Source organism: Paenibacillus algorifonticola (assembly GCF_000971975.1).
In the GTDB taxonomy this organism is placed as follows: Bacteria; Bacillota; Bacilli; order Paenibacillales; family Paenibacillaceae; genus Pristimantibacillus; species Pristimantibacillus algorifonticola.
Genome location: NZ_LAQO01000022.1, coordinates 12619 through 39070, shown reverse-complemented (window position 1 = coordinate 39070; position 26452 = coordinate 12619). Strand labels below are relative to the sequence as shown.

21 protein-coding genes are annotated in these 26452 nt (G+C 53.4%); 2 read left to right on the top strand and 19 right to left on the bottom strand.

Going from position 1 to position 26452, the window contains the following annotated elements:
* Positions 1-170: 170 nt before the first annotated feature.
* From WH37_RS23865 to WH37_RS23790, 16 genes are all read right to left on the bottom strand, one after another.
* On the bottom strand, positions 171-629 hold the full coding sequence (locus WH37_RS23865; protein ID WP_046233142.1) for a disulfide oxidoreductase: 459 nt from the start codon (positions 627-629) through the stop codon (positions 171-173).
* A gap of 32 nt (positions 630-661) precedes the next feature.
* Entirely contained in the window at positions 662-1354 is a 693-nt protein-coding gene (locus WH37_RS23860) for a DsbA family protein (RefSeq protein WP_046233141.1), read from the bottom strand.
* Positions 1355-1459: 105 nt separating this feature from the next.
* Positions 1460-3559: a HelD family protein gene (locus WH37_RS23855; protein WP_046233140.1), complete on the bottom strand. Its 2100-nt coding sequence runs from the start codon at positions 3557-3559 to the stop codon at positions 1460-1462.
* 117 nt (positions 3560-3676) lie between these two features.
* Positions 3677-3970: a DUF1294 domain-containing protein gene (locus tag WH37_RS23850; protein WP_231594346.1), complete on the bottom strand. Its 294-nt coding sequence runs from the start codon at positions 3968-3970 to the stop codon at positions 3677-3679.
* A gap of 46 nt (positions 3971-4016) precedes the next feature.
* Positions 4017-6545, bottom strand: coding sequence for an ATP-dependent helicase HrpB (gene hrpB / locus WH37_RS23845; protein ID WP_046233139.1), 2529 nt, complete (start codon positions 6543-6545; stop codon positions 4017-4019).
* 22 nt (positions 6546-6567) lie between these two features.
* Positions 6568-7392: a hypothetical protein gene (locus WH37_RS23840; protein ID WP_052737176.1), complete on the bottom strand. Its 825-nt coding sequence runs from the start codon at positions 7390-7392 to the stop codon at positions 6568-6570.
* Between the two features lie 225 nt (positions 7393-7617).
* Positions 7618-9207: a cobyric acid synthase gene (locus tag WH37_RS23835; protein WP_052737175.1), complete on the bottom strand. Its 1590-nt coding sequence runs from the start codon at positions 9205-9207 to the stop codon at positions 7618-7620.
* Positions 9200-10312, bottom strand: coding sequence for a pyridoxal phosphate-dependent aminotransferase (locus WH37_RS23830; protein WP_046233137.1), 1113 nt, complete (start codon positions 10310-10312; stop codon positions 9200-9202). Before WH37_RS23830 ends, WH37_RS23835 begins: the two co-directional genes overlap by 8 nt.
* A gap of 18 nt (positions 10313-10330) precedes the next feature.
* Positions 10331-11140: an adenosylcobinamide-GDP ribazoletransferase gene (gene cobS / locus WH37_RS23825; protein WP_046233136.1), complete on the bottom strand. Its 810-nt coding sequence runs from the start codon at positions 11138-11140 to the stop codon at positions 10331-10333.
* Positions 11122-12102, bottom strand: coding sequence for an adenosylcobinamide-phosphate synthase CbiB (gene cbiB, locus WH37_RS23820; protein WP_046233135.1), 981 nt, complete (start codon positions 12100-12102; stop codon positions 11122-11124). The genes cobS and cbiB overlap by 19 nt, the downstream gene beginning before the upstream one ends.
* On the bottom strand, positions 12099-12704 hold the full coding sequence (cobU, locus tag WH37_RS23815) for a bifunctional adenosylcobinamide kinase/adenosylcobinamide-phosphate guanylyltransferase (protein WP_046233134.1): 606 nt from the start codon (positions 12702-12704) through the stop codon (positions 12099-12101). The genes cbiB and cobU overlap by 4 nt, the downstream gene beginning before the upstream one ends.
* Before the next feature lie 11 nt (positions 12705-12715).
* Positions 12716-13780 carry a nicotinate-nucleotide--dimethylbenzimidazole phosphoribosyltransferase gene (cobT, locus tag WH37_RS23810; RefSeq protein ID WP_046233250.1) on the bottom strand — a complete coding sequence of 355 codons (1065 nt, stop codon included), beginning with the start codon at positions 13778-13780 and terminating at the stop codon, positions 12716-12718.
* Positions 13781-13784: 4 nt separating this feature from the next.
* The gene (locus tag WH37_RS23805) at positions 13785-14585 is read right to left on the bottom strand and encodes a heme ABC transporter ATP-binding protein (RefSeq protein ID WP_046233249.1); all 801 of its coding nucleotides are present in this window, start codon (positions 14583-14585) and stop codon (positions 13785-13787) included.
* Between the two features lie 8 nt (positions 14586-14593).
* Positions 14594-15628, bottom strand: coding sequence for a FecCD family ABC transporter permease (locus tag WH37_RS23800; RefSeq protein WP_046233133.1), 1035 nt, complete (start codon positions 15626-15628; stop codon positions 14594-14596).
* 3 nt (positions 15629-15631) lie between these two features.
* Positions 15632-16609 (bottom strand): ABC transporter substrate-binding protein, encoded by a 978-nt coding sequence (locus tag WH37_RS23795; protein WP_231594345.1) that lies wholly within the window; start codon positions 16607-16609, stop codon positions 15632-15634.
* A 193-nt stretch (positions 16610-16802) separates the two neighbouring features.
* Complete coding sequence (locus WH37_RS23790; RefSeq protein WP_143088364.1) at positions 16803-19070, bottom strand: heavy metal translocating P-type ATPase; 2268 nt, start codon at positions 19068-19070, stop codon at positions 16803-16805.
* An 879-nt stretch (positions 19071-19949) separates the two neighbouring features.
* Between WH37_RS23790 and WH37_RS23785 the strand changes: the two genes are divergently transcribed.
* Together WH37_RS23785 and WH37_RS23780 are read left to right on the top strand one after the other, a co-directional pair.
* Entirely contained in the window at positions 19950-20252 is a 303-nt protein-coding gene (locus tag WH37_RS23785) for a BLB8/JUQZ-1 family protein (RefSeq protein ID WP_046233132.1), read from the top strand.
* Between the two features lie 159 nt (positions 20253-20411).
* A complete protein-coding gene (locus WH37_RS23780) occupies positions 20412-20888 on the top strand; it encodes a YfbM family protein (RefSeq protein ID WP_046233131.1) in 477 nt (158 codons plus the stop codon).
* 104 nt (positions 20889-20992) lie between these two features.
* Here WH37_RS23780 and WH37_RS23775 read toward each other — a convergent pair whose 3' ends face one another.
* The 3 genes from WH37_RS23775 to WH37_RS23765 form a co-directional block, all read right to left on the bottom strand.
* A complete protein-coding gene (locus WH37_RS23775; RefSeq protein ID WP_046233130.1) occupies positions 20993-21301 on the bottom strand; it encodes a rhodanese-like domain-containing protein in 309 nt (102 codons plus the stop codon).
* A 113-nt stretch (positions 21302-21414) separates the two neighbouring features.
* Positions 21415-24465, bottom strand: a complete 3051-nt coding sequence (locus tag WH37_RS23770; protein WP_231594348.1) for a VWA domain-containing protein — start codon at positions 24463-24465, stop codon at positions 21415-21417.
* Entirely contained in the window at positions 24455-26440 is a 1986-nt protein-coding gene (locus WH37_RS23765; protein ID WP_046233128.1) for a VWA domain-containing protein, read from the bottom strand. Before WH37_RS23765 ends, WH37_RS23770 begins: the two co-directional genes overlap by 11 nt.
* Between the last annotated feature and the right edge of the window lie 12 nt (positions 26441-26452).

Genomic DNA, 26452 nt, shown 5'->3' with positions numbered 1-26452 from the left:
CTTCTTTTAAGATAACCCATTTTGCCTTCATCCGCTAGCTGATTAGATGATAGGCGAAGCATACCTTGGGCGTTTGTTCACGGCCTTGTCACTTTATGCTGCATCCCCAATATACAAAAACAAAGCTCCGCATGGCGACGTCCGCCTCGGAGCTTTGCTTAGGGATACCGTTAGTTTTCGTCTTCGTTTGCTTCGCTTTCATTGCTCTGGCGAGCCAGCAGCAGAAACACGATAATAAGCACAAATGCGATCATGGCCATCATCGGAATCGTCAGAAAACCAAACCAGTTCAAATAGTCAAAATTGCACGGGATTCCTGAACGGCAAGGCACAAGCTCGCCCACCTTCGGAAACCAAATCTCGAAGTTATGGAAAATGGAAATCGCAAGTCCGATTATATTAATCGGCAGTAAGTATTTAATGATATTCCGGTCCCCGCGATACGTCGCAATACCTAAAATAATGACCTGTGGATACATGAAAATGCGCTGATACCAGCATAAATCACAAGGCAAAAACCCTTTAATTTCACTAAAATACAAGCTGCCGCCCGTTGCAACTAACGTAACGATCCAGGCGAAATATAAAGTATAGCGTTTCAACCACGATTCATAGAGTGGCGTTGTCATTTTTGACCGGGCTCCTTTTTAATCAAGGCCCCTTATTTTAGAGCTGCCTCGATTGTTGATTTGATGGTTGCATAGTCGAGACTTGAAACCGCCTTGCCATTGATAAAGACGGTAGGCGTACCTCCGATATTAAGCGGACGAACGAGCGAGTTATCGCGATCGACCTGCTTTTGATAGGTTTTGTTCTCGATGTCGCTTTTCAGCAAATCAAAATCGATAGGAAGTTTGGCATCCTTCGCAAGCTGTACCAAATATTCCGGCGTTGCCCATTTAATATTTTCATTTTGTTGATTATCATAAATCGCTTGGTTATAAGTCCAGAAAGCGTCATTATTTTGCTGATAGACCGCTTCCGCCGCGAGTGCAGCTGTCACGGAATCTTCACCGATGAACGAATAGTTCGCAAAATAAAAAGATGCTTTGCCTGTTTCGATGTAATCTTTCTCCAGCTGAGGTTTGATTTGTTGCGAAAAATCACGGCAGATTGGACACTTGTAATCGCCAAACTCAACGATTTTGACAGGTGCATCTACGCTGCCCTGCACAGGCATTGCTTCATAGTCAAATTCAAACGGCTTGTTCTGGTTGTTAATGCCGAGCACGATGACGACGATAACCGCCAAAATACCGACCGTCAGAAAAATAAGCGCGCTGTTCGAATTTTTCTTTGGCTGCTGCCTTTTCTGCTGATTACTGCTTGGACCTTTTTTCTTTGTTTTCGTCACTACCGCTCAAATCCTCCTCAAAAATACAGGTATATACATCTTGTAGCAATTTTAGTTACAAGGCCTGCTAAAGTCAAGAATTTGCGGCAAAATGCCTTAATACTGTCATAATTCTTGCACGCTCTCCGCAACGTCCGCTACTAACGAGGTAAACGAGCCTTGATAAACTAATTTTAGCTTATGAAGCGCTCTCGTACAACCAACATATAACAGCTTGGCGTCTTGATCGGTATAAGCAAGCGCCCCAGCATCGGCAATGAGAACCGCATCAAATTCCAGCCCTTTGGACAAGTAAGCCGGCACAACGGACAAGCCGCCGCTGTATTCGGGCTGTCCCCGTTCTACGAGCGAGGCTTCTACCCCCGCAGCATTCAAAGCCGCATGGATAACTGCGCATTCCTCCGTCGTCCTGCCAATAACCGCGATCGTCTGATAGCTGCCGTCCGCTTGCCATTCCCGAACCGTTCGCTCCAGCATGTCCATCCACTCGCTTGGCTCTGCTGGCGCAAGCTCCACGGCATCTCCGCTCCTGAATACAGGTACTGCCGCCTTCACGCCCGCCCCCATTGCACCAAGAATCCGATTGGCGAATGCAATGATTTCCATCGTGGAACGATAGCTGCGGTTCAGTTCAAAAAATCCGGTCTGTTCTTCGTCATAAAGCGCAGTCAGCTCCTGCCAGCTATGTATGCCTGCATAGGCGTGGATGCCCTGCTGCAAGTCGCCCAGCACGGTCAATGACGGCGTTTGCTGGCATAGACGCAGCGCTTCCAGCTGGAACGGCGAATAGTCCTGCGCCTCGTCAATAACGATATGGTCATAAGGCGCTGTTTGCAGTCCAAACAGGCGCAAATGAATATAGGCGAGCGGCGCCAAATCCTCCGGTGCAATGGTTCCTGCTTTAAGGCGGGCAGTCGTTGCTGCCGCTATCGCTTTTGGCACCAGGCTTATCGCCTGCTTGCCTTGGAAGAAAGAAGCGTATAGCTTCGGCGCGGTGTAAGCCGGGATTTTTTTCGCTAGCGCATTCAAGCGGGTTAACGCCTTGGCCCGTACTTTTTTATCATGAATGCCGCGCATTTTCAGCTCGGATTCCAGCCATCTGCGAATACGGCTGACGAATCGCTCGCGCTTGCGCATCAGCGGCTCCTCGCCATAATCGGTGCGATACCATTCCAGCATTTGCTCCGGCCCCAGCACCAGCTTGTCTACAGGCTCAAATGGCTGCAAAGGCACGATGCTTTGTTCAAGCTGCTCCAGACGCTCGTCAATGGCCTGCTTGAAATCAAGCGTTCCTTTCAAGCGTCCGGGAGCCTCTGCAATTTCTTCCGCGCTGCGATAATGCTCGAACCAATATTCCAATGTATCGGTTTTATCATCCATTCGCACTTCAAGCTCCAGCAAATCCAGCGCCCAGTCGGCAAACGTCGTTTGCTGAATATCGCCTACGCCCAGCTCCGGCAGCACGCCGGAAATATATTCAAGAAACATGCGGTTAGGCGCAAAAATAACCATCCGCTCCGCCCGCATCCGATCAGCATACTGATAGAGCAAAAAAGCGAGCCGGTGCAGCGCTACCGTCGTCTTGCCGCTTCCCGCCACGCCTTGAATAAACAGCGCCTTGCTCCGTCCTGAACGGATGATCGCGTCCTGCTCCTGCTGGATGGTTGAAACGATATCTCTAAGCCGGTTGTCTTTATTTTCACCCAGTCGATAGAGCAAAAACTCATCGGTGACCGATTCTTCTTCCTGGCCGCGCGTGAAGCTGTCTACCATCCGGACAAGCTCACCCTGGCGAACCATCAGATTGCGCTTTAAATAGACGATGCCTTCGATTTCGCCATCAGGAGAATCATAAGTGACCGCCGCTTCACCGCCTGTAAAAGAATAAAACAAACTGGCAATTGGCGCACGCCAGTCAATAACGATCAGCTCCTTGCCGCCCTCTCTAGCCACGCCTGCCTTGCCAATGTAGAGCTCCTGCTTAGCGTCATCTGGCAGCTCCTGAAAATCAATCCGTCCAAAATACGGCTCGCGGAAAGCAATTTCCAGCCCCCGCTTCCGTTCCTCTCGCTGCAAATCGAGCATTTGCTCCGTAAAATCATCGCCTGTGTAGCGCGGGCCTATCGCGCTTAGCTGTGATTGTATTTCTTCAAGCGAGCGCGCTAGGCGCTCTTGCTCTTCTTGATAGGCACTTTGAACCGTCATTTCAGCCAGTTACCTCCTAAGAATATAGTGGGAAAACGAACTGTCAATATACCATAGGAGAATAGTAGGAATCAACTTCTAATTTCCAATTAGAAAAAGCCAGCTGTGCACGCTGAACTATTTGAAAATCGAAATGTCGAACAAATAGTGGAAGGCCGCTGCAAATAGCAGCAAATTCAACATCACGAGCAGCGGTATGCCAATAACGAAGGAGCGATGCTTCGTCTTGTGCCGCCATGCCCGCATACCGGCGTAAGCGCCAATAGCGCCTCCAAGAGCGCTCAGAGTAAACAGCCGTTTCTCCGGAATGCGCCTTTGCTGGCGGCGAGCGCTCTGCTTGTCAAGATACATGAGCGTAAACGTCCAGCAGTTAATCGCGAGTATAAATAAAATAAAAAGCTGCATCGACATTTTTAAGCCCCCTTTTCCTTGTTGCTATCGTTATGAATGCCGCGAGCTACTTGCGCGGCTTAACCCGATTCGTCGGCTGCGCCGCGTAGGGGTCATCCGGCCAATAATGCTTCGGATAGCGTCCCTTTAAATCTTTTTTCACTTCAAAATAAGTGTGGCTCCAAAAGCTGCCTAAATCGCGCGTCACCTGAACGGGGCGCTGCGAAGGAGAAAGCAGATGGAGCGTTAGCGGCAGCTTGCCGCCTGCGAGCAAAGGCGTGTCTTTCATGCCGAACAGCTCCTGAAGCCGCACAGCGATGAACGGCGCTTCCGGGTCGTTGTAATCGACCGGAATCCGCGAGCCGCTCGGCACCGCTATATGCGTTGGAACCTGCTTGTCCAGCTCCTGCCGCTGCGTCCAGGTAAGCATACCTTCCAGAAGCTGCTGCATACCGAGGCGCTGCAGGTCGGATTTGCTTTTCATCCCTTGAATATGCGGCAGCAGCCATTCGGCGAGTGCTGGCGTGGATAGCAGCCCTTCATCAGATACATCCGGCCAGCTGCTGTCATAATGCCTCATCAGCCGCATACGGGCGAGCAACTGGGCAGCTTGCTTGGACATCGGCAGCAAGGACAAGCCCTCCTGCTGCACTCCCTGTGCCAGCGCCGCAGCTACCAGCTCTGCATCCGGCTTCACCAGCGGTTTTTCCTGCAAAAGGAGTGCGCCAAGCCGGACGCGCTCACGCGCCCTTACCGCTTGGGCGGACGCATCCCACTCCACGACCCGCTCTCGCCGAATTTGCTCGCGAGCTGCCGATGCCAGCTCGCCCTCGGTCAGTTCTGCCGCGAGCCGGATACGGCTTTCCGTTCCGGCATCGTCGAGCTCCGCCGCAACGAGATAGGCTGCGCGCGACAAAGGCTGGGCTTCCGGCAGCGCTGCGCCGCGGCCATTCGCGAGCAAATACCTGCCGTCGCTGCGCCGCTGCGCGATGCGATCCGGATAAGCGAGCGCCAGCAGCGCGCCGCAGGACATCGCGGCGGCCTGCTGGCCCGCTCCGGCAGCCGCTGCTCCGTGCGCGGCCGGGGCTGCTTCGCCGGCTGCGCTATGCAGCAGCCGGCTCCATTGCTGCGCCTGCGAGCGGATACGCTGCACGGCTCCGCGATCCACGTCAGCACCGCCGCCGCCGCCGCGGTGCAGGGCTTCCAGCCGCAGCTGCAAATCCGCGCTGCGCTGCTGCGGCAGCAGGTCGCGCTCGCTTAGCAGCGCGGCCAGCTCACAAGCGCGCTCCCCCGCGCCATACTGCTGCGCGCGGAGCAGCATATACCCGAGCCTCGGATGAAGCCCGAGCCTCGCCATTCGCCGGCCCGACTCCGTAGGCCGGCCTAACGAATCAACAGCCTGCAGCAGCTCAAGCAGCTGCAGCGCCTGCTGGTACGCGCCGATCGGCGGCGGGTCCAGCCAGCCGAGCTCCTCCGGCTGCTGGATACCCCATACCGCAAGCTCCAGCGCGAGCGGCGCAAGATCGGCCTCCAGCATTTCCGGCTGGCTGAAGGGCTGCAAATACAGATGCTCCTGCTCCGTCCACAGCCGGTAGCAGACGCCAGGAGCAAGCCTTCCGGCACGCCCTCGGCGCTGGTCGGCTGACGCTACAGACACCGCAACCGTCTCCAGCCGCGTCATGCCCGTTCGCGGCGAAAAACGCGATACTCGCATCAGTCCGGCATCGATGACGATGCGTACGCCTTCGACCGTCAAGCTGGATTCGGCAATAGCCGTCGCCAGCACGACTTTGCGCTTCCCCGCAGCGGACGGCTTAATCGCCTGATCCTGCGCTTCCAGCGGCATTGTGCCATAAAGCTCCGCCACCTTGACGCCCTTCATCCGCTCTTCTCTCGCAAGCAATGAGGCGACGCGCCGAATTTCGCCAACGCCTGGAAGAAAGACGAGCATATTCCCTTCATCCGCAGCAAGCGCCTGCAGGATCGTACTGGCAACACTCGGCTCAATACGCCCTTCCACTTTCGCGGAGCGATAAATCGTCTGCACCGGAAATACTCTTCCGGCGCTCTCTATTATCGGCACTCCACCGAGCAACTCCGCAACGGTGCCTGCTGCAAGCGTCGCAGACATCACAAGCAGCCTGAGATCGCTGCGCAGCAGCGCCTGCGACTGAAGACTCAGCGCCAGCCCAAGATCGCCATGCAAATGGCGTTCATGAAACTCGTCAAACACAATTACGCCAACGTCCAGCACAGCTGGGTCCTCCTGAAGCATGCGAGTCAGCACGCCTTCCGTCACCACTTCAATGCGCGTCCGCGCACTCACCTTCGTGTCCAGACGAACGCGGTAGCCGACCGTGTCGCCTACCTGTTCTCCGAGCATCTCCGCCATATATGTGGCGGCAGAGCGGGCTGCAAGCCTGCGCGGCTCCAGCATAATTATTTTACGGCCGTCCAGCCAGGCCGCATCCAGCAGCGCAAGCGGTACGCGCGTCGTCTTTCCGGCTCCTGGCTCGGCGACCAGCACAGCGCCGCTTCCCGCGGCAAGCGCCCCAAGCAGCTCCGGCAAAACCGCATCAATCGGAAGCTGATTCATCTTTTTCTCCTCAATATCCGTCTTATTTCATTATGCGCATCATTTGCACGACGGAACGGCTATCCCCTTGAAGCGTCGCCTCCGCGCTGCGCAGCTGCGAGGAGCCATCACCATCGAGAAAGAGGCCGCCTGCAAGCTTGTTGTCGCCAATCTTTTCGATAATAGCTTCGCGAAAAGCAGCCAAGCTCCCTTTCGTGCTGCTGACTACCAAATAAATGTTGCCCATCTGATCGTATACGGCAGCAGACCTTAGCCGATCGTCATCCGGAAAAGGAGCATGCTCCTTTTCCGCCTGCGCCAGCCAGCCTGCATCATTGCCGATGCTCATGCTAATGCCGCCCTGCGCCCAAAAACGCGTATGATCCTGAACTTTAAGCTCGGATGCATTGCTCGCTATTTGTACGCTTAGCTGATCCTTAACGCCATCCCATACGAGCGTGCCACGGGCATATTTGGCATTTTCGCTGCCGGAGCCATATTCCCCCTGCTCTTCATTGACCGCAAGACTGTTAACTACGGCAATGCTGAGCAGCGATTTTTCATAAAAAAATCCGCCATTAATGCCATAATACGGCGTTAATGCCACATTATTTTGCACCAATTGAGGCTTCACGTTGGCTGGCCGGGTTTTCAGAACATGCAGCATGAAGCCATTTGTCGATTCCACAGCCGCATAGCTGTAATTAACAGGCTGCTGGGTGCCGTCGCTAGCCGCTCCGCCCTTATGCTGCATCGACTGAATCATTCCGTAAAGCAGCAGCGCGCAAAAGGCAAGAAACGCCAGCATAATGCCTGCGATGATCCAGCTTTTTTTCGTTCCCAAACGCTGCGCAGCTTGCTCCTCCATGACTTCACCCCCTTCCTTTTCAGCTGTTTAATTTAAGTTTCCGTACTATATTTAGTTGAACGATTGATTAGCAAGAGGGCGATGGTCGTCACTGCGAGAAAGGTTGGACTTCCGGCCGCTGTTGTTTTCTGATTTCATGATTCTATTCCTCGACCTTTCTCTTTCGTTTCTCCCCGGCCCCATTGCTTTCTTAAGTTCAACTTATATAGTAGACCTATACTTAAATTAAGCACCAAGCTCTTCGCCCGCACCGAGCAGCTTATAAACGAGCGGCATATTCAAATGCTCGCGTGTATGTGCCGCAAGACGATCAAACGCCTCCTCGCGGTTTTCACGAAAACGCAACTCTGCCGCAAGCGGCTCCCAGCCACGCGCCTCACGAATGTCATTCAGCCACGCCCGACGCAAATCATCATTATGTAAAATGCCATGTATAAACGTGCCCCAAAGCCTGCCATCCGCCGAGCATGCCCCTTCACCTTCATAGGTAAGCTCGCCCACCTGCAGTGATTCCACTCCAGCCTGCTGGCTTCGAATGGCAAAGGGCTGACGGAGCTCTCCATGCTGGATAATTTCACCCATATGGATTTCATAGCCTTCAACGGGCAGCTTTTCTGTCAGCCAAGCTGAGGCAGCGCGGGCATTCCCCTCTACACGAACCGTTTTCTTCTCCCCTGCAAACTTTACGTCAAAAGGAAAAAAGCCAAAGCCTGGTGTTTCCTTATGCTCAGACTCCACACCCGCCGGATCTAGCAGCATCGCCCCCAGCATTTCATAGCCTCCGCATATGCCGACGAGATGTCCGCCCTTCTCAGCGAACGCGGTTATCTGCTGTGCAAGGCCTGTTTCACGAAGCCACAGCAAATCCTCAACCGTATTTTTGCTGCCTGGCAAAATTACCGCATCAGGCGCTCCCCATTGCTCCAGCCTGTCTACAAAGCGCAGCCCGACATCCGCTTCAAAGTAGAGCGGGTCCGCATCGGTGAAATTAGATATGCGAGGCAGACGCAGTACGACAATATCGAGTGTATCAGGCCGCCCTTTTACCTGCTCTTCCAGCTTGCGGTCCAGCGACAGCGAATCTTCATCCTCCAGCGCAAGTCCCGGAAGAAATGGCAGCACACCAAGCACCGGCTTGCCTGTCCGCTCCTCCAGCCAATCGACTCCGGGCTGCAGCAGTCCTACATCGCCGCGAAATTTATTAATAACGAAGCCGCATACGCGCTCGCGCTCGTCCGGTTCAAGCAGCTCCAGCGTGCCGACTATGGAAGCAAAAACACCGCCCCGGTCGATATCTGCCACAAGAATGACGGGAGCATCTGCCCAAGCGGCCATGCGCATATTGACAATGTCGCGATCCTTAAGATTGATTTCCGCTGGGCTGCCCGCGCCTTCCAGCACCACAATATCATTGCTGCTGCGCAGACGGGCGAGTGCTTCCCGCACGATAACGCCAGCCTGCGGCAAGTAGCTCTCCCGATATTCACGCGCGCTGAAATCTCGCAGCGGCTTTCCATGAACAACAACCTGTGAAGACATCTCCCTAGTCGGCTTCAGCAAAATCGGATTCATATCTGTCGTCGCCAGCACGCCGCAAGCATCAGCCTGCATTCCCTGTGCCCGTCCAATTTCCTTGCCATCCCAGGTGACATAGGAATTAAGCGACATATTTTGCGATTTGAAGGGAGCGACCGTATAACCATCCTGCCTAAAAATCCGGCACAAAGCAGCTGTCACCAAGCTTTTTCCGACATCGGAGGCGGTGCCCTGCACCATAATCGTCAGCGCAGCTTTGTTTTCTGATTGCTTACTCATGCTTATCCCTACTATCTTCTTTAAAATCATCCAGGCATTCTGCCAGCGCCTCCAGCAGCTTTTCATTATCATGACGCAGCTTGATGGCAAAGCGGCAGTAGCAGTCATCAAGCCCGACAAAATGGGAGGCATCGCGAATAAGCACCCCGCGTCTGCCCATTTCCTGCTGCAATGCAGCTGCCGTTAGATTAGGCAGAGACGGCAGCCTAACAAGTACATAGTTGGTTTGACTAGGCGTTACGGAAAGACCAAGCCCTTCCAGCTTCGAAATGAGCCAAGGCCGCTCTTCTTCCAGCCATTTCAGCGTCTTCTCCGCATATTCCGCATCATCCAATACGCCCTCTCCTATGATCTGGGCAAGCGAGTTGACGCTCCATGGAACCTGCAGCAGCCGCAGCGCTGCAATCCGCTCTGGCGTACTGACCATATACCCGAGCCGAATGCCGGGAATCGCATAAAATTTCGTCATGGAACGGATGACATACAGCCTGTCATTGCCGGCAGCTTCCTTCACCAGCGAATAATCCGCTTCTTCAGGCACAAAATCCATGAAGGCTTCATCCACGACCACCGTAGCGCCGCCGGCCAGCAGCTTCCTGATCAGCGCCGGATGGACAAGCCGCCCCGTCGGATTATTCGGCGAGCCCAGCATATAGAAAGGCTCCTCCATTGCAGTCGTCATGCTTTGAATCGCCTCTTCGGTCAGCTCAAAGCCATTTTCCGGCTTCAGCATGATTGGAGCAATGCCACTGCTAATTTTATGAACAGCGTCGCCATATTCGCTAAAACAAGGAAACGCAAGGCTCGTAATGATAGGATTTACAGCTCGAACGGTCAGGTCGATCAGCTCTGCCGCTCCATTTCCGATTAAAATGCACTGCTCGTCAATGCCATGCAGCTTCGCAAGCTTCGCCCTTAAACCGCGTACCGCAGGATCAGGATACTTGCCAATCTGCTGTGCATACGAAAGCAGCGCCCTATGTACCAAGGGGGGCGGGCCTAACGGATTCATATTGGAGCTGAAATCGACAAATTGATCAGCTGGCCGTCCGAAATTTTCTTCTGCCGTTCGCAGGTCACCGCCATGTCCGTATCTTTCAAGCATGGTGCGTATTCCCCTCTTCTAATGAGTTGTCAATAATAGCAGTGCAAACAACAATATAGCTTCAATCCCTTCATTCAGCGCGCCGTAGGTGTCTCCGGTCAAGCCTCCCAGCTTGCGGACGAGCCAGAAAGACATTATTGTCCCTGTCGCCATCGTCACAGCAGCAGCACCTGCTGCTGTGAAAGCTGATGTGCTGATAGGCAGTCCGAATGCCAGACCGGTTCCACAGGCTAGCAGGAAGGTCAGCACAAAACCCGACCATACATGCCGCAGCGAGACCGCTTGGAATAAAGCCCCGATCCCCTCTCCCTGCCGGGCACTCGGCCAGAGCACAATCGCCGCCGCCATCCACCAGCGGCTCCACGCCGGAATAATGACCAGCAGCGGCAGCACATAAGCAGACTCTGTACGACTAAGCAGCTCATATAGAACTGTAAATTTGAACAGCAGCAGCAAAACGGCAGCAATGACACCCATAGCGCCTACTCGGCTATCCTTCATAATTTCCAGCATCCGCTCCCGCGAGCGATGGCTCAGCACGCCGTCTGCCGTGTCCATCCAGCCGTCCATATGCAGTGCGCCACTGAGCGCGAGCCACAGTGCGAGCAGCAATACAGCTCCCGGCCCAGCGGGCAGCCAGCTTTGCACAGCAGCAAAGCCCAACATGACGATACCGCCAATAATGCCTCCGGCAATCGAAAAATAAGCAGCGCTGCGCGATAACACCTGCGGCTCAAACGGGACGGTTAACGGCACCGGAATTCTCGTCAAAAATTGAATAGCGGCGACCAGCGCCTGAGCATGCAGCTTCAATGAACGAACAGCCATAATGCCAGCACCCCAACTACAAGTAATAGACTTACCAGATACAATAATCTAGTCGTAAAAATAATATCCTGCGCCGTCAATGGGCGTATAGGCTCTCCCATTCTCGCACGTTCGCTAGGCGCGCCAAAATAATAATTGAGTCCGCCCAGCTCAATACCGAGCGCCCCAGCAACGGCCGATTCGGGAATGCCGCTGTTTGGGCTCGGATGCCGATGGGCAAATTTGCGAATCGCAGCGACCGAGCGGCCGGCAGACATGCCCGGCAGCAGCCAAGCCGAGAACGCGAGCAGAGCTCCCGTCAACCTGGCGGGTATATAGTTGAGCACATCATCGGTTCGTGCCGAGCATGAGCCGAAATCGATATACTTATCATTGCGGTAACCGACCATAGAGTCAAGTGTATTTGCCGCTCGATACAGCATAGCAAGCGGCGCTCCACCTATTAATGCGAAAAAAATGGGCGATACGAGCGCATCGACTGTATTTTCCGCCACCGTCTCTACAGCAGCACGGGCAGCTTCTGATTCACCCAGCTTGTCCGTGTCGCGTCCGACAATGTAGCCGACGTATTTGCGTGCTTCCTGAAGGTTTCCTGCTACTAACGGAGTATAGACGAGCATCGCTGCCTGTTTTAACCCTTTGACCGCGATAGTCGTCGATATAAACCAAATGGTCACCGCATAGCCGAGCCAAGGATGAATAAGCGAAGCGGCCGCGACGACTCCCCACATGACGCCATATGAAATAGCTAACGTTATGAGCATTAACAAGACGCCCTTTAGCTTGAGGCGCTTGGAGGATTCAATCTTATCGCTCCTTCGCAGCTTTTGCTCCAGCCATGCAATGAGCCTGCCGATCCAAATGACGGGATGCGTCGGCCATTTTGGATCGCCAATGATCCAATCGACTAGAATAGCTGCGGCGGTCAGCCACAGCATGTCTGGCAAGGAATAGAAGATCATAGCTGCTCCCAGCGGAAAGCCGCTGCCTTGAGCTCAATCGGAATGCCCGCTGTTACGAGAAACACTTTATCGCAAACCGCAGCCACCCGCTGATTTAGCCTTCCTGCCTCATCGCGAAATTTCCGGCCCATTGGATAGGCAGGCACAATACCCGCCCCTACCTCATTCGTTACTAGCACAAGCGGATAAGGATAGGCGGCAATGGCTCCAATGAGCGTTTCCGTCTGCTGATGCAGCTGTTCGTCTGCTTCTCTGCCAGCTTGTCCCGCCTGCTCCTCTGCTGCCATTAAAGCGTTCGTCAACCAAAGGGTCAGACAATCTACAAGCACGACGGGCGGCTGTTCTCCGGCTGACGTAATAGCTGCTGCTGCCCGTGCCTGCTTCGCCAGTAATTCAGCCAGATCAAGCGGCTCCTCCACCGTCTCCCATTCGAAAGCTCCCGCGCCGCGACTTTGCTGATGCCTATTTACGCGCTCAGCCATTTCTTCATCCCAAATACGGCTCGTTGCCATATATATGCCTTTTTTGCCAAGCCTCATCGCGAGCTGCTCGGCGAATAAGCTTTTGCCGCTGCGCGTACCGCCTGTTACTAACATTGCCATTTCAGCTTCACCTACGCTTTCGATACCCCTGCACTTTCAAAAGTGGCCATTTCCTGCATGAGCTTTAATGCTGCATCGATAAAATGGAAGCATAATACCGCACCTGTACCTTCTCCGAGCCGCATATCCATATGAATCATTGGGCTTAAGCCAATGGCTTTCAGCAGCTTCGCATGACCCTGCTCATAGGAAAGATGGGACGCGATCATGCTTGGCTTCGTTTTATCGGAAATACGCGAGGCGACCAGCGCTGCGACAGAGGAAATATAGCCGTCAATAACGACCGGACAGCTATTTGCTGCCGCTCCAATAATAACGCCGACCAGCCCAGCGATTTCAACACCGCCCAGCTTCATCAATACGTCGAAAGGGTCCAGCGCATCTGGTGCATTAACCGCGATAGCCCGTTTAACAACCTCGACTTTGTTTTTCCAAGCCTCATCATTAATACCTGTTCCTCTGCCAACGGTTTCTTCAGGCGGAAGTCCTGTCAGCACCGCCGTAATCGCAGCGCTAGCCGTCGTATTGCCGATGCCCATTTCTCCTATCGCAAAGGCCCGGTAGCCTTTTTCGTAAAGCTCATCCACCACTTCTATACCTGTCAAAATAGCTCTAATGGACTGCTCTTTCGTCATCGCAGCGCCTTTCGCCATATTGGCGGTTCCATACATGACCTTGCGGCTTAAAAGATTCGGATGCGCCAGCTCTGCATTCACGCCAATATCGACACAATACACGTCAGCTCCCGCCTGGCGGGCGAGTACGTTGACCGCTGCGCCGCCATTCAAGAAATTCAGCACCATCTGAGGGGTTACCGCTTGTGGAAAGGCACTAACCCCTTCCTCGCACACGCCATGGTCGCCAGCCATAATAATGACCGCTTTGCGCTCCATATCTGGCCAGCGCTCCCCCGAAATTCCGGCCAGCTGGCAGGCAACATCTTCAAGCTTGCCCAAACTGCCCGGAGGCTTCGTCAATTGGTCAGAATGGCGTCTTGCCGCCTCTGCCTCCTGTTCATTAAACGCCTGAATTCTCCCGATGGCATTCGCCAGCAGCATGCACAATTCGTCCTTCATCACTTCATTCCAGCTCCCCATTGTTTATTCGCACATTGGGCGCAAGCAAAATTTGCGGCGCCCCTGTTAACGGATGATTCATAATCGAAGCCTCAGCGCCGTATACCTCGCGAATCAGCTCCGTCGTATAGATATGCTGCGGCTTGCCCAAAGCAGCGATCCTCCCCCGATGCAGCACCAGCACCTCATCGCAATATAAAGCGGCTAAATTTAAATCATGCAGCACGGATACAACGGTAATGCCCTGCTCACGCTGCCAGCTCTTTACCGTATCCAGCAATTGAATTTGGTAGCCGATATCCAAATAGGTCGTCGGCTCGTCTAGCAAAATGACTTCCGCTTGCTGCACAATCACTTTGGCCAGTGCGACGCGCTGCCGTTCGCCGCCGCTTAGCTCGGCCATTTTGCGCTGCTCCAGCTTTTCAAGTCCCATTGCTGCTATCGCCTGATTAATAATCGGCGAGCAGTCGACAGCTTCGTTACCGAACCAATTTTGGTAGGGAAAGCGTCCCATTTCGATCACTTCACGCACCGTAAAACCTATCGGCGGCAGCACACCCTGCTGGAGCACCGCAAGCTTGCGTGCCGCCTCCTTGCGTGAATAGGCGGCAATGCTGCGCCCCTCCAGAAAAATATCACCTTGCGAAGGAGGCAATACGCCGGAAAGCAGCTTCAACAAGGTGGATTTTCCGACGCCATTTGGTCCGATAATGCCGTATGTATACCCTTTTTGAAAGGAAAAGGTCAAGTCGTTCAGCACGTTTCTCCCACGAATTGTGGTACCCAGTTGACGCGCTTCAAGCATGATAGCCATCATGCCCCTCCTTCCAGCCGCTTGCGCCGATGCAGCAAATAAGCGAAAAACGGCGCACCGATCAGCGCAGTTACTACTCCTAGCGGAATTTCCTTCGGACTAAGTGCCATACGGGCCAGCGTATCTGCCCAGAGCACAAATATGCCCCCGCCAAATGCGGATAGTGGAATGAGCAAACGATAGTCCGGACCAACGATCAGGCGAATCACATGGGGTACGACGAGACCGACGAAGCCAATTACGCCCGCCACCGATACGGCAGCCGCTGTCAGCAGCGTCGAGCAAGCCAGCACGACCAGCTTCGTACGCTCTACCCGAATGCCTAGATGCGCTGCCTGCCCCTCACCAAGCAGAAAAACATTCAAATGCTGCGCATATGCAATCAGCACAATGACCCCGATAATAAGAAAAGGAATTAGCATATAGACGTTCGCCCAGCTTTTCATCGTCAGCGAGCCCATTAGCCAAAACAAAATCTGATTCACTACGCTGTTGGACAGCGAAACCATGAACGATACGAAAGCTCCGAGGAAGGCCTGGATGATAACGCCGGATAATATAAGCGTTTCCAACTGCAGCCCAGCCGAGCTGCGCGCCAGCCAGAAAACGACCAATAGCGTCGTCATTCCCGTTATGAAAGCGACGATTGGAATCGTCCAGATGCCTACTGCCGCCTGGTAGCCGAATAAAATCAATGCCGCGGCACCAACCGAGCTGCCGGAAGCAACCCCGAGCGTATAAGGATCTGCTAGCGGATTGCGCAGAACCCCCTGAAAACCGCTTCCCGCCAGTGCCAGACAAGCGCCTACAAGCACCGCCAGCAGCACCCGTGACAGCCTGACCTGCGTAACAATCGCAATTTCCCCTTCGCTCCAGCTAACCGGCTGGTCTCTAAGCCATGGCAGCTGGTGCAGCAAAATGCCCCACACATCGGTAAAGGAAATACCTGCGGAGCCAATCGACAAGCTCGCTATAATAGACACAGCAAGAAGGAGCACTGCTGCTCCTCCGTAGCCTAACCATTGATGTCTCATCTGCTATTTAACGAGGTCTGGATGAACAGCCTTCGCTATCTCCAGCAAGCCATCGGCAAGCCGCGGGCCTACACGAACGAGCGGATCTTCCGCTACCGCGATAACCTGCTTATTTTTCACCGCGTCAATGACGTTCCAGCCTGCACGACTGTCCATCGCTGTAACAATTGGGTTCGGTTTTACCTTCATATCCGGATAGATGATGATTTCCGGATTTTGCTTAACGATCTCTTCGGCGCTGACTTCATACCAGCCTTCCTTCGAGCCCGCTACGTTCCTGCCGCCAGCCATCGTCAGCAGCTCGTCCAAAAACGTCCCCGAGCCCGCTGTGTAGCCAGGGCTGAACTCCAAATATACCTTTTTCGCTGGCGCATCCTTCACCGCATTCATGACCTGATTCATCACATCACGCATATGTTCAGCAACTGCTTCGGCATCCTTCACATGGTTCAAAATTTGGCCGACCGTCTCAATATGGGCAATCGTTTCGCCATATGTTTTCGAATCGGAGGCAAATACCGGAATATTCAATTCGCGCAGCTTGACAATTGCATCGCCATTCATGCTGGAGGATGCAAGCACAAGATCCGGGTTTAGCTTTACAACCGCCTCGATATTCGTCGTCATATCGCCAATTTTCTCAATATCATTCGCTTCTTCTGGATAGTTGCTGTACTGATCCACGCCGACTACCTGCTTGCCTGCTCCTACAGCAAAAACAACTTCTGTCTCGCTTGGCACAAGCGTCACGATTTTTTCAGGCGTCTGCTCGAAGGTCAGCTTTGTATCCGTCGCATCGGTTACGGTGAGCGGATATGCGGCACCCGTCTCTGCGGAAGGAGATGCAGAAGGCGCGATAGATGGTGCAGTAGATTCCTTATTATTGTTCACCGCACCGCCGCAAGCGGCAAGCAGCGTTAGCATCGCAATCAGCCAAATGGCAAGGCTTGTTTTCAGCATGTGATTCATTTTAACTTTCATTAATCATATACACTCCTCTAAAATGGTTTGTTCTCTCCAAGCGGAGGGCTCGTTCAGGCTAATCAGGCATAAAAAAAGCATTCGCGGCAGCTGTGCCGAAAATGCGGTATCCCTGCTTGGCGCTGGCCCTCATCATTATGTAGGTTAGACGTAGTAACTATACCATCGTTTTTCCGTATTTGTCCACCTTGCACTAAGCGGAAGGTTGCTTGTGCCGCCGCAAAATATAGCTCAGCCGCATCGCATTTCCGACTACAGACACGGAGCTCAGCGCCATCGCTGCCCCTGCCATCCATGGCTCAAGCAGACCGAAGGCGGCGAACGGCACAATACTGCTGTTATATAGGAAGGCAAGCAGCAAGTTCTGCTTAATATTGCGCACCGTCAGCCGGCTTATGCCCAGTGCATCAACAATAGCGGTCATACGTGGCTGAAGCAGCGTTAAATGTCCGGCGGCGAGCGCCGCTTCCGTGCCATTGCCCATCGCAATGCCAACGTCGGCAGCAGCAAGCGCAGGCGCATCATTCCAGCCGTCACCAGCCATGCCGACCCGTTTGCCCGAACGCTTAAGCTGCTCTACCAGCTCCAGCTTCTGCTCAGGCAGCAGTCCGGCGTATACTTGCATAATGCCTGCTTGGCGGGCGGCATTTTGGGCAGGTATTTGGTGGTCGCCTGTTGCGAGCATCACCTGGAGCCCATAACGGTGAAGCTGCTGAACAGCAGCGAAAGAATGAGGTTTAACCCGATCCGCAAGCGAAATCCCCCCAATGAGAAGGCCATCTGCCGCTACATATAACAGCGTTTCTCCTCTTTTTTCCCGTTCTGTGCAAAAAACAGCTAAAGCTGCGGCGACCTGCGCGTTCGCTTTCCACTGTTCGGCCTTCGCGAAGGTTGCATTTCCGACGGTTATGCGTCTTCGCTCCACTACCGCTTGAACGCCTTTTCCGGGAAAATAAACCGTTTCAGACGCGCTTGGCGGCGTCAAGCCTACCCGCCCCGCTTCACGTCCTATCGCTTGCCCCAGCGGATGAGTGGAACCTGCTTCGGCGGCTGCGGCCAAACGCAGCACGGCCGAGCGCGTCTGATTTGGCGCAGCCCATACGGCGCTAACTTGCGGGGTACCTTCGGTGAGCGTTCCGGTTTTGTCCAACAGCAGCGTATTGAGCCGCGCGAGTCGCTCCAGCGCCCCGGCTTGTTTGAGCACAATGCCCTGCTTCGCTAGGCGGCCAGAAGCAATAACCAGTGAAATGGGCGCGGCAAGCCCCAGTGCACAAGGACAGGCGGCGAGCATAACAGCGACCCCGCAGCGGAAAGCTTGATGCCAGTTGCCGGGATCCAGCAGCACCAGCCAAAACACAAAGGTGAAAGCCGAAAGGGCGAGCATCGCCGGAACGAACCAAGCTGCCACCCGGTCCACCTGCTGCTGAATCGCAGATTTGGAACGCTGCGCCTGACGAAGCAGCTCGCTAATGCGGCTAAGCAATGTCGCATGACCCGCAGCGGTTGTACGGATGCGTTGCATCGCTCCCACGTTCGTTGTTCCCGCCCAAATCCGGTCTCCCACTCGTTTAACGACTGGCAAGCTTTCCCCTGTCAGCAGTGATTCATTCATATCGGTTTCCCCGCTGATCAAGATGCCATCAACCGGCACAGTCTCCCCCGGTTCAATGCGCACAATCTCGCCTTCCCGTACAAAAGCGGTCTGTACGCTGACCCACTTGCCTGCCCGTTCTACCGTTGCGGATTGCGCCTCCAATTGATTGTACCCGCCTGCCTCATCCTGCGCCCGCGATGCAGCTGTCATTTCCAAATATTTGCCGAGCAGCACCGCGCTAATAACGACAGCCGAGGTTTCAAAATAAAGCGGCAGCGTATGCCCTGCGGCAAGCGTTTCTCCAATCGGCAGTCGAGAAAAAACAATATAATGGCTGTATAAATAGGCGGCGGACGTTCCTGCCGCTACCAGCACGTCCATATTCGCTGCCCGCGAACGCAGCGCATGGTAAGCGCCAATATAAAAAGGCAATCCTATGACGAATTGAACGATTGTAGCTAGCGCGAGCTGCAGCCATGGATGCAGCAGCCAAGCCGGAATTGGGAGCCCGCTAAGCAGCGGAAGATGCTGGGTCATTCCAGCAAGCAGCGGCAGCGTAAGCAGCAGCGAGATCATAAGCCGGAGGCCAAGGGCGCTGCGCTCCTGCTTCCACTGCTCTTTGCTGTGCTCGGCTGCCGAAGCCTGGAAGCCGATGTGTCCGATTTTTGCCATAATCTCCTCAGACTGCATCCGCCCAGGCACAAACTGCACCCAAGCCGTTCTTGCCGGATAGCTGACGGCGACCGAATGTACGCCTTCCATTTTGCCCACGGCTTTCTCAATTCGTGCCGCGCATGCTGTACAGCTCATGCCACCCACTGCATATTGCATCGTCACGCTATTTTCACTCTCATTATGCTGCTCCAATGACACACCCGTCCTTTCGCCCTTCTATTACACCCGCCGACGCAATATAGTAGATCATTTCAAAATGATCTTAATGATCTATAGCCTTTCTGTCATCATATGTTCGGCATGGGGCCAACATGTGTACAGGCTGAGGGCGGCAATATGGATCAAGCGTAAAAAAGTGTGAGCAGGCGTTGCCGTCCTTTGAAGGCAGCTCTTATTTCGAGTAGAGAAAGAAGCGTGTTTAAAAGCGTGATACGTATACGTTTTTATTTCGATAAGCCTAATATCCCCTGGTCGTTTTTTTGGTGCGAATGTGAAGCTCACATAAAAACCCTAGACCACTCGCACCTCAGATTTTGTCGAATTAAGTCGAAAACGAGCTATTCTGGTAAAAGTCAATACCTCGGCCCATTTTTCTTGATTTGTTTTTGTTGAAAAAATGTACCATTAATGCCATTATGGAATTAATTGTGTATTTTTCGCTGTCGCACTCTATGTGAGTGCGTGGATTGAAACCCTGTATTGGTCTTCCCAAGAATAGGGACGCCTACGTCGCACTCCATGTAAGTGCGTAGATTGTAACTAATGCGTTCAGGCTGCCATCTTTATCATCAAACCGTCGCACTATGTGTGATCCCATGGATTGAAACATACTGTCTTGAGTCGATCTCGCCAAGCAGGCTTTGTTGCGCTTTTTGCGGGTGTGTGGATTCAGCGCCCATTGTAGCCTCTTCAAGCAAGTGGCACTCCATTCATCGGAAACGAATGTGTTCGCTGTTAATAGTCTTAATTCGACAATATACACCTCTATGCAAGCAGAAACTGATATTGTATGATTAAATTGAATTTACTTATTATTGCCATTTAAGTAAATATATTAAAAAGGAGGTTCTTATGAAAAAATCCATTCAAAAAATTTTTCTTGCCACAACCTTAGCCCTTGCATCCTTTACAAGCTTCGCATTATTAGCTCCAACAACGGTTTCAGCAGCTGGAACAACCTTTATAACTTTGAAAAAAGGAAATTCTACGTTACTCATTGGTGCGAATAGCTATGTTGTTGCATCAGGAACATCTGTTGTTTCAGTATCTTCATCTGGATGGCTTACTGCTTTAAATACTGGCAGCGCAACAATTCGTGGCTACAGTTCCAGCGGGGTCCTTCTTTCGACTTGGTTTGTTACTGTAACCTCATAAATTTATCTATCAGACCGCCACACAGGGCGGTCTGTATTTTTTTATACAGTCCTCCAATTAAAACACAACCATTTTTTGCTGCTTTATTATAAAATGATAAGTACCTGTCCAAAAACAGTGAAGATCGTTTAAATAAACCAAAAGATGGGAGTGTCCCTGATGGGAATGATAGGAATCTATTTGGCCGTTCACAAAGAGCAAATTGAACAACTTGCACAAGGTGAGCTTTTGATGGAGGATATGGCGCTAGATGCTTTTGAGAGCTTGGATATTGATAAAGCGTGGCAGGCCATTCACTATGTGTTATGCGAGGATATTCATAATGGAGCCCCACCTATGGGCTATGTAGTACCTATGCTGGACGATCAAGGGCTGGAATTTAGTGAGTTTGGCTCCTTTTATTTGAACCATGAGCAGGTAATCGAAGCTTCTATCGCCATCAGTGCCATCTCGGAGGCTGCTTTCAGAGAACGTTATTCGCTCGCCGACTTGGTGGAAAATGCAGTTTATCCTGTCGTAAGCGATGAGGATGAGCAGGAATTTTTCGATTATTTATACGCCAATTTCGTCGAAATTGGACGCTTCTACAGCAAAGCAGCCACGGAAGGCAATGGCATTATTTTCTACGTCTCTTAATCTGCCCTTACTTTCAACAAATGTAAAATTGGCTATCCAAAAAAGCAGCCTTACAATCCGCCAACAAGCGATTGCAAGGCTGCTTTTCGTTTTAACGCTCTATGCTACGCTCCAGTAACAATGGCTCCCGGCCATGCGAGCATGCCGCCCGTCATATTGGTCACGGAGTAGCCCTGTGGCGCGAGGAAGCCGCATACTTTGCCACTGCGTCCGCCGCTGCGGCAGACGAAAATAATATTTTCATCCTTAGGCAGCTCATCCAGTCGCTCCTGAATTTCGGACAAGGGCAAATGAGCTGCTTCGGCAATATGTCCTTCTTCCCACTCGTCAAGCTCACGAACGTCGATTAAATGAAACTTTTCCTTATTATTCAGACGCGCTTCAACTTGCTCCGGCGTGATTTCGTTATACATCGTTACGTCAGCTCCTCATAAAAATCGTTTATGTGCATTGTAACTTTCGACGCCGCCGTTGTCCATTCCTCTAAACAATGCCAATATTCTAACCCAGCAACCTTTCAAAAATGCTACCGATTGCCACGCTTCTTGGCGGCAAGCAGTCGATTGACCGTCGCCTGACCTTCAGCCCGCTTTGCCTCTTGATTTGCAGGCGAAGCTGAAGGCTGACTGCTTTTGCCTGCAGCGTTATGCTGTGAGTCTAGCATTTCTCGCTGCTGCTTGCCCGCCTGACCTTGATCATCTGGCTTCGGAGCCTGAGATCGATTCGACCGACTAACAGTCTGCGACGTATTCGCCGAAGCTTGCTGAACGCCATTAAGGTCTGCACTAGCTCCATTCAGTTGACCAACCGAAGCACTTCCCTGCACCTGACCAGATGTTCGTGAGGTTGAAGCCACGTCACTGGTACCCGCTGCTCGCTCGCCATAAAAGCCTGCGGTGCGGCTTTTCCGCTGCTGCAGCCTGCTCATCGCTCCTGACGGAGCAGCGGCGGCTGGCTCTTTCCTCTGCAAACGTCCACCTGCGAGCCCGAGTCTCGCCAAAAGCATCCGCCCGATTCGCTGCCAAGGAAGCGACAGCCGGCGCAGCAAAATGTCGAGCAGCCACAGCACCAAAATAAGCAAAAGCAGCTCACGCGTCCAATCATAGGGCTGTCTGGACTCTACTGGATCGAAACGGTAAGCTTCCTGCGGCGCGTCCAGCGACAGCAAGCGTCCGCCAGTAGCGTTAGCGAGCTGCTGCAGCGCTTCTGCTCCATTTTCACCCGTCAGTCGATACTCAGGCGAATAGGGTATGACAAAACCCGTCGTCGTGCCGCTGCCCGGATTCGGCGTCTCCGCTCCACCCGCTGCAGCGGTCTGTTCATTCACTTGCATTAAATACACGCCCGGCTCCGATACCGGAAGGCTTGCCGCGTATTCGCCTGGAGCTGCTGGAAGCGGCGAAAGCGTTGTGCTTTTGCCTGTTTCATCCGTGACCACAGCCGACAGCTTGGCAGCTGTATCACTGCCCTCGGCGCGCAAGCGCAGCATAGCCTCTCGACCATCCAGCTCCGCTGAAGCGGAATATGGCGTGCTCTCAAACTGGGGAAACGTCCATTTAATCCACTCGGCGAGCACATTCGGCAATGCGGCCCACTGCACCCAGTCTCGTGACCATTTCCCAGTCAAGTCGCTCGTCCAAGCTACCGTTCGTCCTGAGCCATAAGCCCAGCGTGCCAAAATTGGATCGCCTTGCGGCGATAGCAGCGCGACCTCAGCCGTTTCCTTCGCTGTCGTTGCGATGTACGCCTGCAAGTTCGGCAAGCCATTTTGCCACATCGACGACCAGCTTCCGGCTTGCCCGACGAGCGGCGGAGCATTTTGCTCCACAACATACGTGCGTGACATTAACACCGTCTCACGGCTGAAAATAGCCGGAAGCGTGCTTTCATCATTTGTAAAATAAAACCGTCCCTTCGCCTGCTTCGCAAGCTGCTCCAGCATCACCTGATCCGCACCGTCGCCAACTGCAACCGTGGACATCGTCATCGTGTTGTCAACCATGCCTTGCGTCAGCGCGGCATAACCCGGATTAGATGCCGATTGGCCATCGGTGAGCAAAATAATATGCTTGCGCTGTGCATCCATTTCAAGCAATCTGTTATAAGCGGTATCCAGCGCCGGAAAAATTTCCGTGCCCCCTTCAGCCTGAATGCCCTGGATTTTCCCCAAAACCTCCTCGCGATCCGTCAGCTTGGTCGGTTCCACGATCCACCAAGGCGTCGAGTCGAAGGCGACTACGCCTACCGAATCCTCTGGGCGCATCAGCTCAATCGTCCGCATCGCCGCTTCTTTCGCGAGCTCCAGCTTGCCGCCGGCCATACTGCCGGAACGGTCAATAACCAAAATCAAGCCAAGCGAGGGCAACTGACGCTTGCCCTTCAAATCCATATAGACCGGCAGCGCCTTCTCTATAGGCGTTTGGAAATAGCCGCCTAAACCGAAGCTGTTGTCGCCACCCAGCATGACCAGGCCAATACCATAATCGCTGACCGCCTTGCCGAGCCACTCCATCGGTTTAGCCGCAATGCGTGTTGCTGGAACATTATTTAAAATAATGCTGTCATAGGCGGCATACGAAGCCAGCTGTACAGACAGCCGCTCAGGCGGAATCGTCTCGTAACGAATGAGAGAAGCTTTCAAAGCTGCTTCCACATTGCCTGATGAGCCAGGAACGCCTTCAACAATAAGCACAGCGGGCGGGCCGCTAACTCTGCTGAACGCATAAGCCGTATTGTTCTGCTCGCGTTCATCCCCTTCGGCATACAGCTCAGCCCGGAAACGGTGAAAGCCCGGTTCCAGCGCAGCACTTTGCAGCGCAAAACGATTTTCGCCCGGCTCCAGCACGATTTCGCTTGTCGATAGCTCGCGGTTATCTTCATAGAGCCTCAGCTTGGCCGTACCAGATGATGTGCTGTTAATCGTAAATTCAAACGTGAATTTCTCGCCTTGACGCAGCGTTTGCGGAACGTCCATCGCTTCGAGCGAAGCGTCCACCCGCTGCGGGGCAGCTACCGGAACGACATCCACCTTAATGCCTGCATGCCCCAGCAGCTCCGCTTGGCGCAGCATGCTTCCGGCATTTTCAGCGCCATCGGAGAGCAGCACGATTTTGCCGCCTCCGGCTTCATGCAGCATGCCTGACGCAAGGCGCAGCGCCTGAGACAGGTCCGTGAAGTTTTCATTCACACCTGATCGAAATGTATATCGTTCCGCACTTGGAAGCTGATCAGGCGAGAGCACTTTATCGATGGCCGCATCCAGTCCGATGGACACAATTCCGCTCTGGTCCTCTTCGTCTTTCGCCGCCGAGGCTTTGGCAATCCACTCGCCTAAAGAGGCATCGGCATTGACGGATGCGGAACGATCCGCTACAAAAATAACGTTTCGCTGCTCCACATGCCAGTAAGGCTGCACGCCTGCAGCAATTGCAATGACCAGCAGCAGAATGAATGAACGCAGCGCAATGGCTATCTTTTTACGAGTGCCTTGCAGCCGCAGCGTACCTCGAATCATCCACCACACCGCCACTGCCCACGGGATTAGAAGAAGGAGCGCCCAAGGCGAATTAGCCTGCATTCCCACGTCGGTACACCTCCCATTCCACCAGCATCAGCATAAGCAGTGCAAGCGCGAGCCATACGGCAAAAGCATTTGCGGCATTTGCCGTTTCCACGCTGCCCGCAGCAAGTCCTGCATCAGCCTGTTTTTGACCCGATTCAGAGGAACCAGCAGCAATCGGCTTGATTTCAGCAGTTGCAGACATCGATGCACTTTCAGCGGAAGCCGCTGTTACAGCAAGCATCCTCTGGCCGATCGTTTCTCCTTCTGCGTTTTGCTCGATTAAACGGTACAAACCCGGAACCGCCGGGGCGACAGCTGGCTCTTGCGCTGCAAGCGCCGCAGTCAGATTGCTGTCAGGCAGTGATTTTTCGCTATAACCGCCTATGGTTTCGATCGTTTCCCACTTGGCCTTGGCTGTCTCATTTAAAAAAGCAAGCTGGAACGCACTTCCAGCATCCGCCGTCCCTAGCTGTGCCTGGCTTCCTCCGCTCATCCAGTCCGCAGCCTGCACGATTAGCACAGGGAACTCGGGCCGCAGCGGCAAATCGCTGGATTGCATATCAAAGGTAAAGCGCAGCTGCGGCCTTCCTTGCACCGAACCTGCATAAATGGCTGGCAAGCCGCCATAAGTTACGATAGCTTCTCCCCAAGTCCCGGCATCCTTCGCCTTCACCACCCGTCCGATATGAGTATCTTCAAATGAAAGGTAGGCGGTAACGGGATGCTCGGCTAGCGCTACCCTGCTATTCGCAGGCGAAGCCGTCTCTTCCTGGGTCGCTTCCGGATGGTCAATATACCAGACAGGCTTGGAGGCAAACAGCTCCTGCCAGCTTTTGTCCGTACGCAGCTTCACTGTATCCCCATCCATAATGACCCAGTCGATATCCTTCACATGCTCCTTGGAAGGAACATACTGTGCTGGATCAACCTTTATCGTTTTTACGCCAGCGAGCTGGAGCGCTTTTTCCAAAAACAAGTTGCCGGATGTAGCCAAAAGCACCTGCTGCGCTTTAGACACGCTTGGAAACTGATAGGCGATATTGTCGGCAGCATAATCATCGGTTACTCCGCTAATTTTGGCGGTATAATAGCTCGCCTCTTCCGGCAGGCCGTTAATATCTACGCTCGTCCAGCCCCCAGCCTCCAGCTTGACCGACTTCTTCGCCGCAGGCTCCGCTACCTTGTCCGCATATACGGCAAGCTCAAGCTGCTTAGAAGCAAGGCTGTCATTTCGAAGGGTCACTATGCCTGCCCGTTTGCCGTCCTCCCCAACTGCCGCATGAATGCCAAAATACAAAATAGCGCTATTATTGCTGCCAGCTTGCGGGGAAGCAGGCTTGAATTGCTCAAGCTTTGCATGAAGCGTCAGCAGGTTAACGGAGTCTGCGTCCTGCCACCTGCCGTCGGTCAACAGCAGAATCTGCCCGCCTTGTTCATTCGCAAGCAGCGAGTCGGCTAGTGATAAAGCTGCTACGTTGTCCTGGGTACCAAAATCTGGCGTAATGGTTTTCAACTGCTGCAGCACGAGCTCATGGTCCGTTTCCTTGGACAAAATAATGCGGGGCTGCTCGCCCGTTACAAGCAAAGTAATGAGCTCCCCTTTCGGCTGCTCGCTAAGCCACAGCTCCGCCTGCTGTACAGCGGCGGCCAGCATGCTGCCTTGCGAGCTTCCGCCAGGCATAGCCGCCGTCATGCTTGCAGAGCGGTCAAGTACAATGACGGTATGACTGCCGCTGCGGCTATCTGCGGTGAGATACGGCTGCATGAGCGCCAGCACTAATATAGCAGCTGCGAGAAGCTGCAATAGCATAAGCGGGCGTGTACGAAGCTTTTGCCACGGACGATTCGCCTCCTGCTCGCGCAGCATGCGATTCCACAGCATATGACTCGCGATTTCGGTGTCCATATACGTGCGCTTGAATAAATACATTAAAACAATGGCTGGAAGCGCCAAGCCGAATAAAGCAGATAGCGGCGATAGCAGCTGCATTTCTCCTCCTCC

Coding starts and splice junctions, on each gene's coding strand:
- WH37_RS23865 (WP_046233142.1), bottom strand. CDS start 629: ATGACAACGCCACTCTATGAATCGTGGTTGAAACGCTATACTTTATAT.
- WH37_RS23855 (WP_046233140.1), bottom strand. CDS start 3,559: ATGACGGTTCAAAGTGCCTATCAAGAAGAGCAAGAGCGCCTAGCGCGC.
- WH37_RS23850 (WP_231594346.1), bottom strand. CDS start 3,970: ATGTCGATGCAGCTTTTTATTTTATTTATACTCGCGATTAACTGCTGG.
- hrpB (WP_046233139.1), bottom strand. CDS start 6,545: ATGAATCAGCTTCCGATTGATGCGGTTTTGCCGGAGCTGCTTGGGGCG.
- WH37_RS23840 (WP_052737176.1), bottom strand. CDS start 7,392: ATGGAGGAGCAAGCTGCGCAGCGTTTGGGAACGAAAAAAAGCTGGATC.
- WH37_RS23835 (WP_052737175.1), bottom strand. CDS start 9,207: ATGAGTAAGCAATCAGAAAACAAAGCTGCGCTGACGATTATGGTGCAG.
- WH37_RS23830 (WP_046233137.1), bottom strand. CDS start 10,312: ATGCTTGAAAGATACGGACATGGCGGTGACCTGCGAACGGCAGAAGAA.
- cobS (WP_046233136.1), bottom strand. CDS start 11,140: ATGGCTGTTCGTTCATTGAAGCTGCATGCTCAGGCGCTGGTCGCCGCT.
- cbiB (WP_046233135.1), bottom strand. CDS start 12,102: ATGATCTTCTATTCCTTGCCAGACATGCTGTGGCTGACCGCCGCAGCT.
- cobU (WP_046233134.1), bottom strand. CDS start 12,704: ATGGCAATGTTAGTAACAGGCGGTACGCGCAGCGGCAAAAGCTTATTC.
- cobT (WP_046233250.1), bottom strand. CDS start 13,780: ATGAAGGACGAATTGTGCATGCTGCTGGCGAATGCCATCGGGAGAATT.
- WH37_RS23805 (WP_046233249.1), bottom strand. CDS start 14,585: ATGCTTGAAGCGCGTCAACTGGGTACCACAATTCGTGGGAGAAACGTG.
- WH37_RS23800 (WP_046233133.1), bottom strand. CDS start 15,628: ATGAGACATCAATGGTTAGGCTACGGAGGAGCAGCAGTGCTCCTTCTT.
- WH37_RS23795 (WP_231594345.1), bottom strand. CDS start 16,609: ATGAAAGTTAAAATGAATCACATGCTGAAAACAAGCCTTGCCATTTGG.
- WH37_RS23785 (WP_046233132.1), top strand. CDS start 19,950: ATGAAAAAATCCATTCAAAAAATTTTTCTTGCCACAACCTTAGCCCTT.
- WH37_RS23780 (WP_046233131.1), top strand. CDS start 20,412: ATGGGAATGATAGGAATCTATTTGGCCGTTCACAAAGAGCAAATTGAA.
- WH37_RS23775 (WP_046233130.1), bottom strand. CDS start 21,301: ATGTATAACGAAATCACGCCGGAGCAAGTTGAAGCGCGTCTGAATAAT.
- WH37_RS23770 (WP_231594348.1), bottom strand. CDS start 24,465: ATGCAGGCTAATTCGCCTTGGGCGCTCCTTCTTCTAATCCCGTGGGCA.
- WH37_RS23765 (WP_046233128.1), bottom strand. CDS start 26,440: ATGCAGCTGCTATCGCCGCTATCTGCTTTATTCGGCTTGGCGCTTCCA.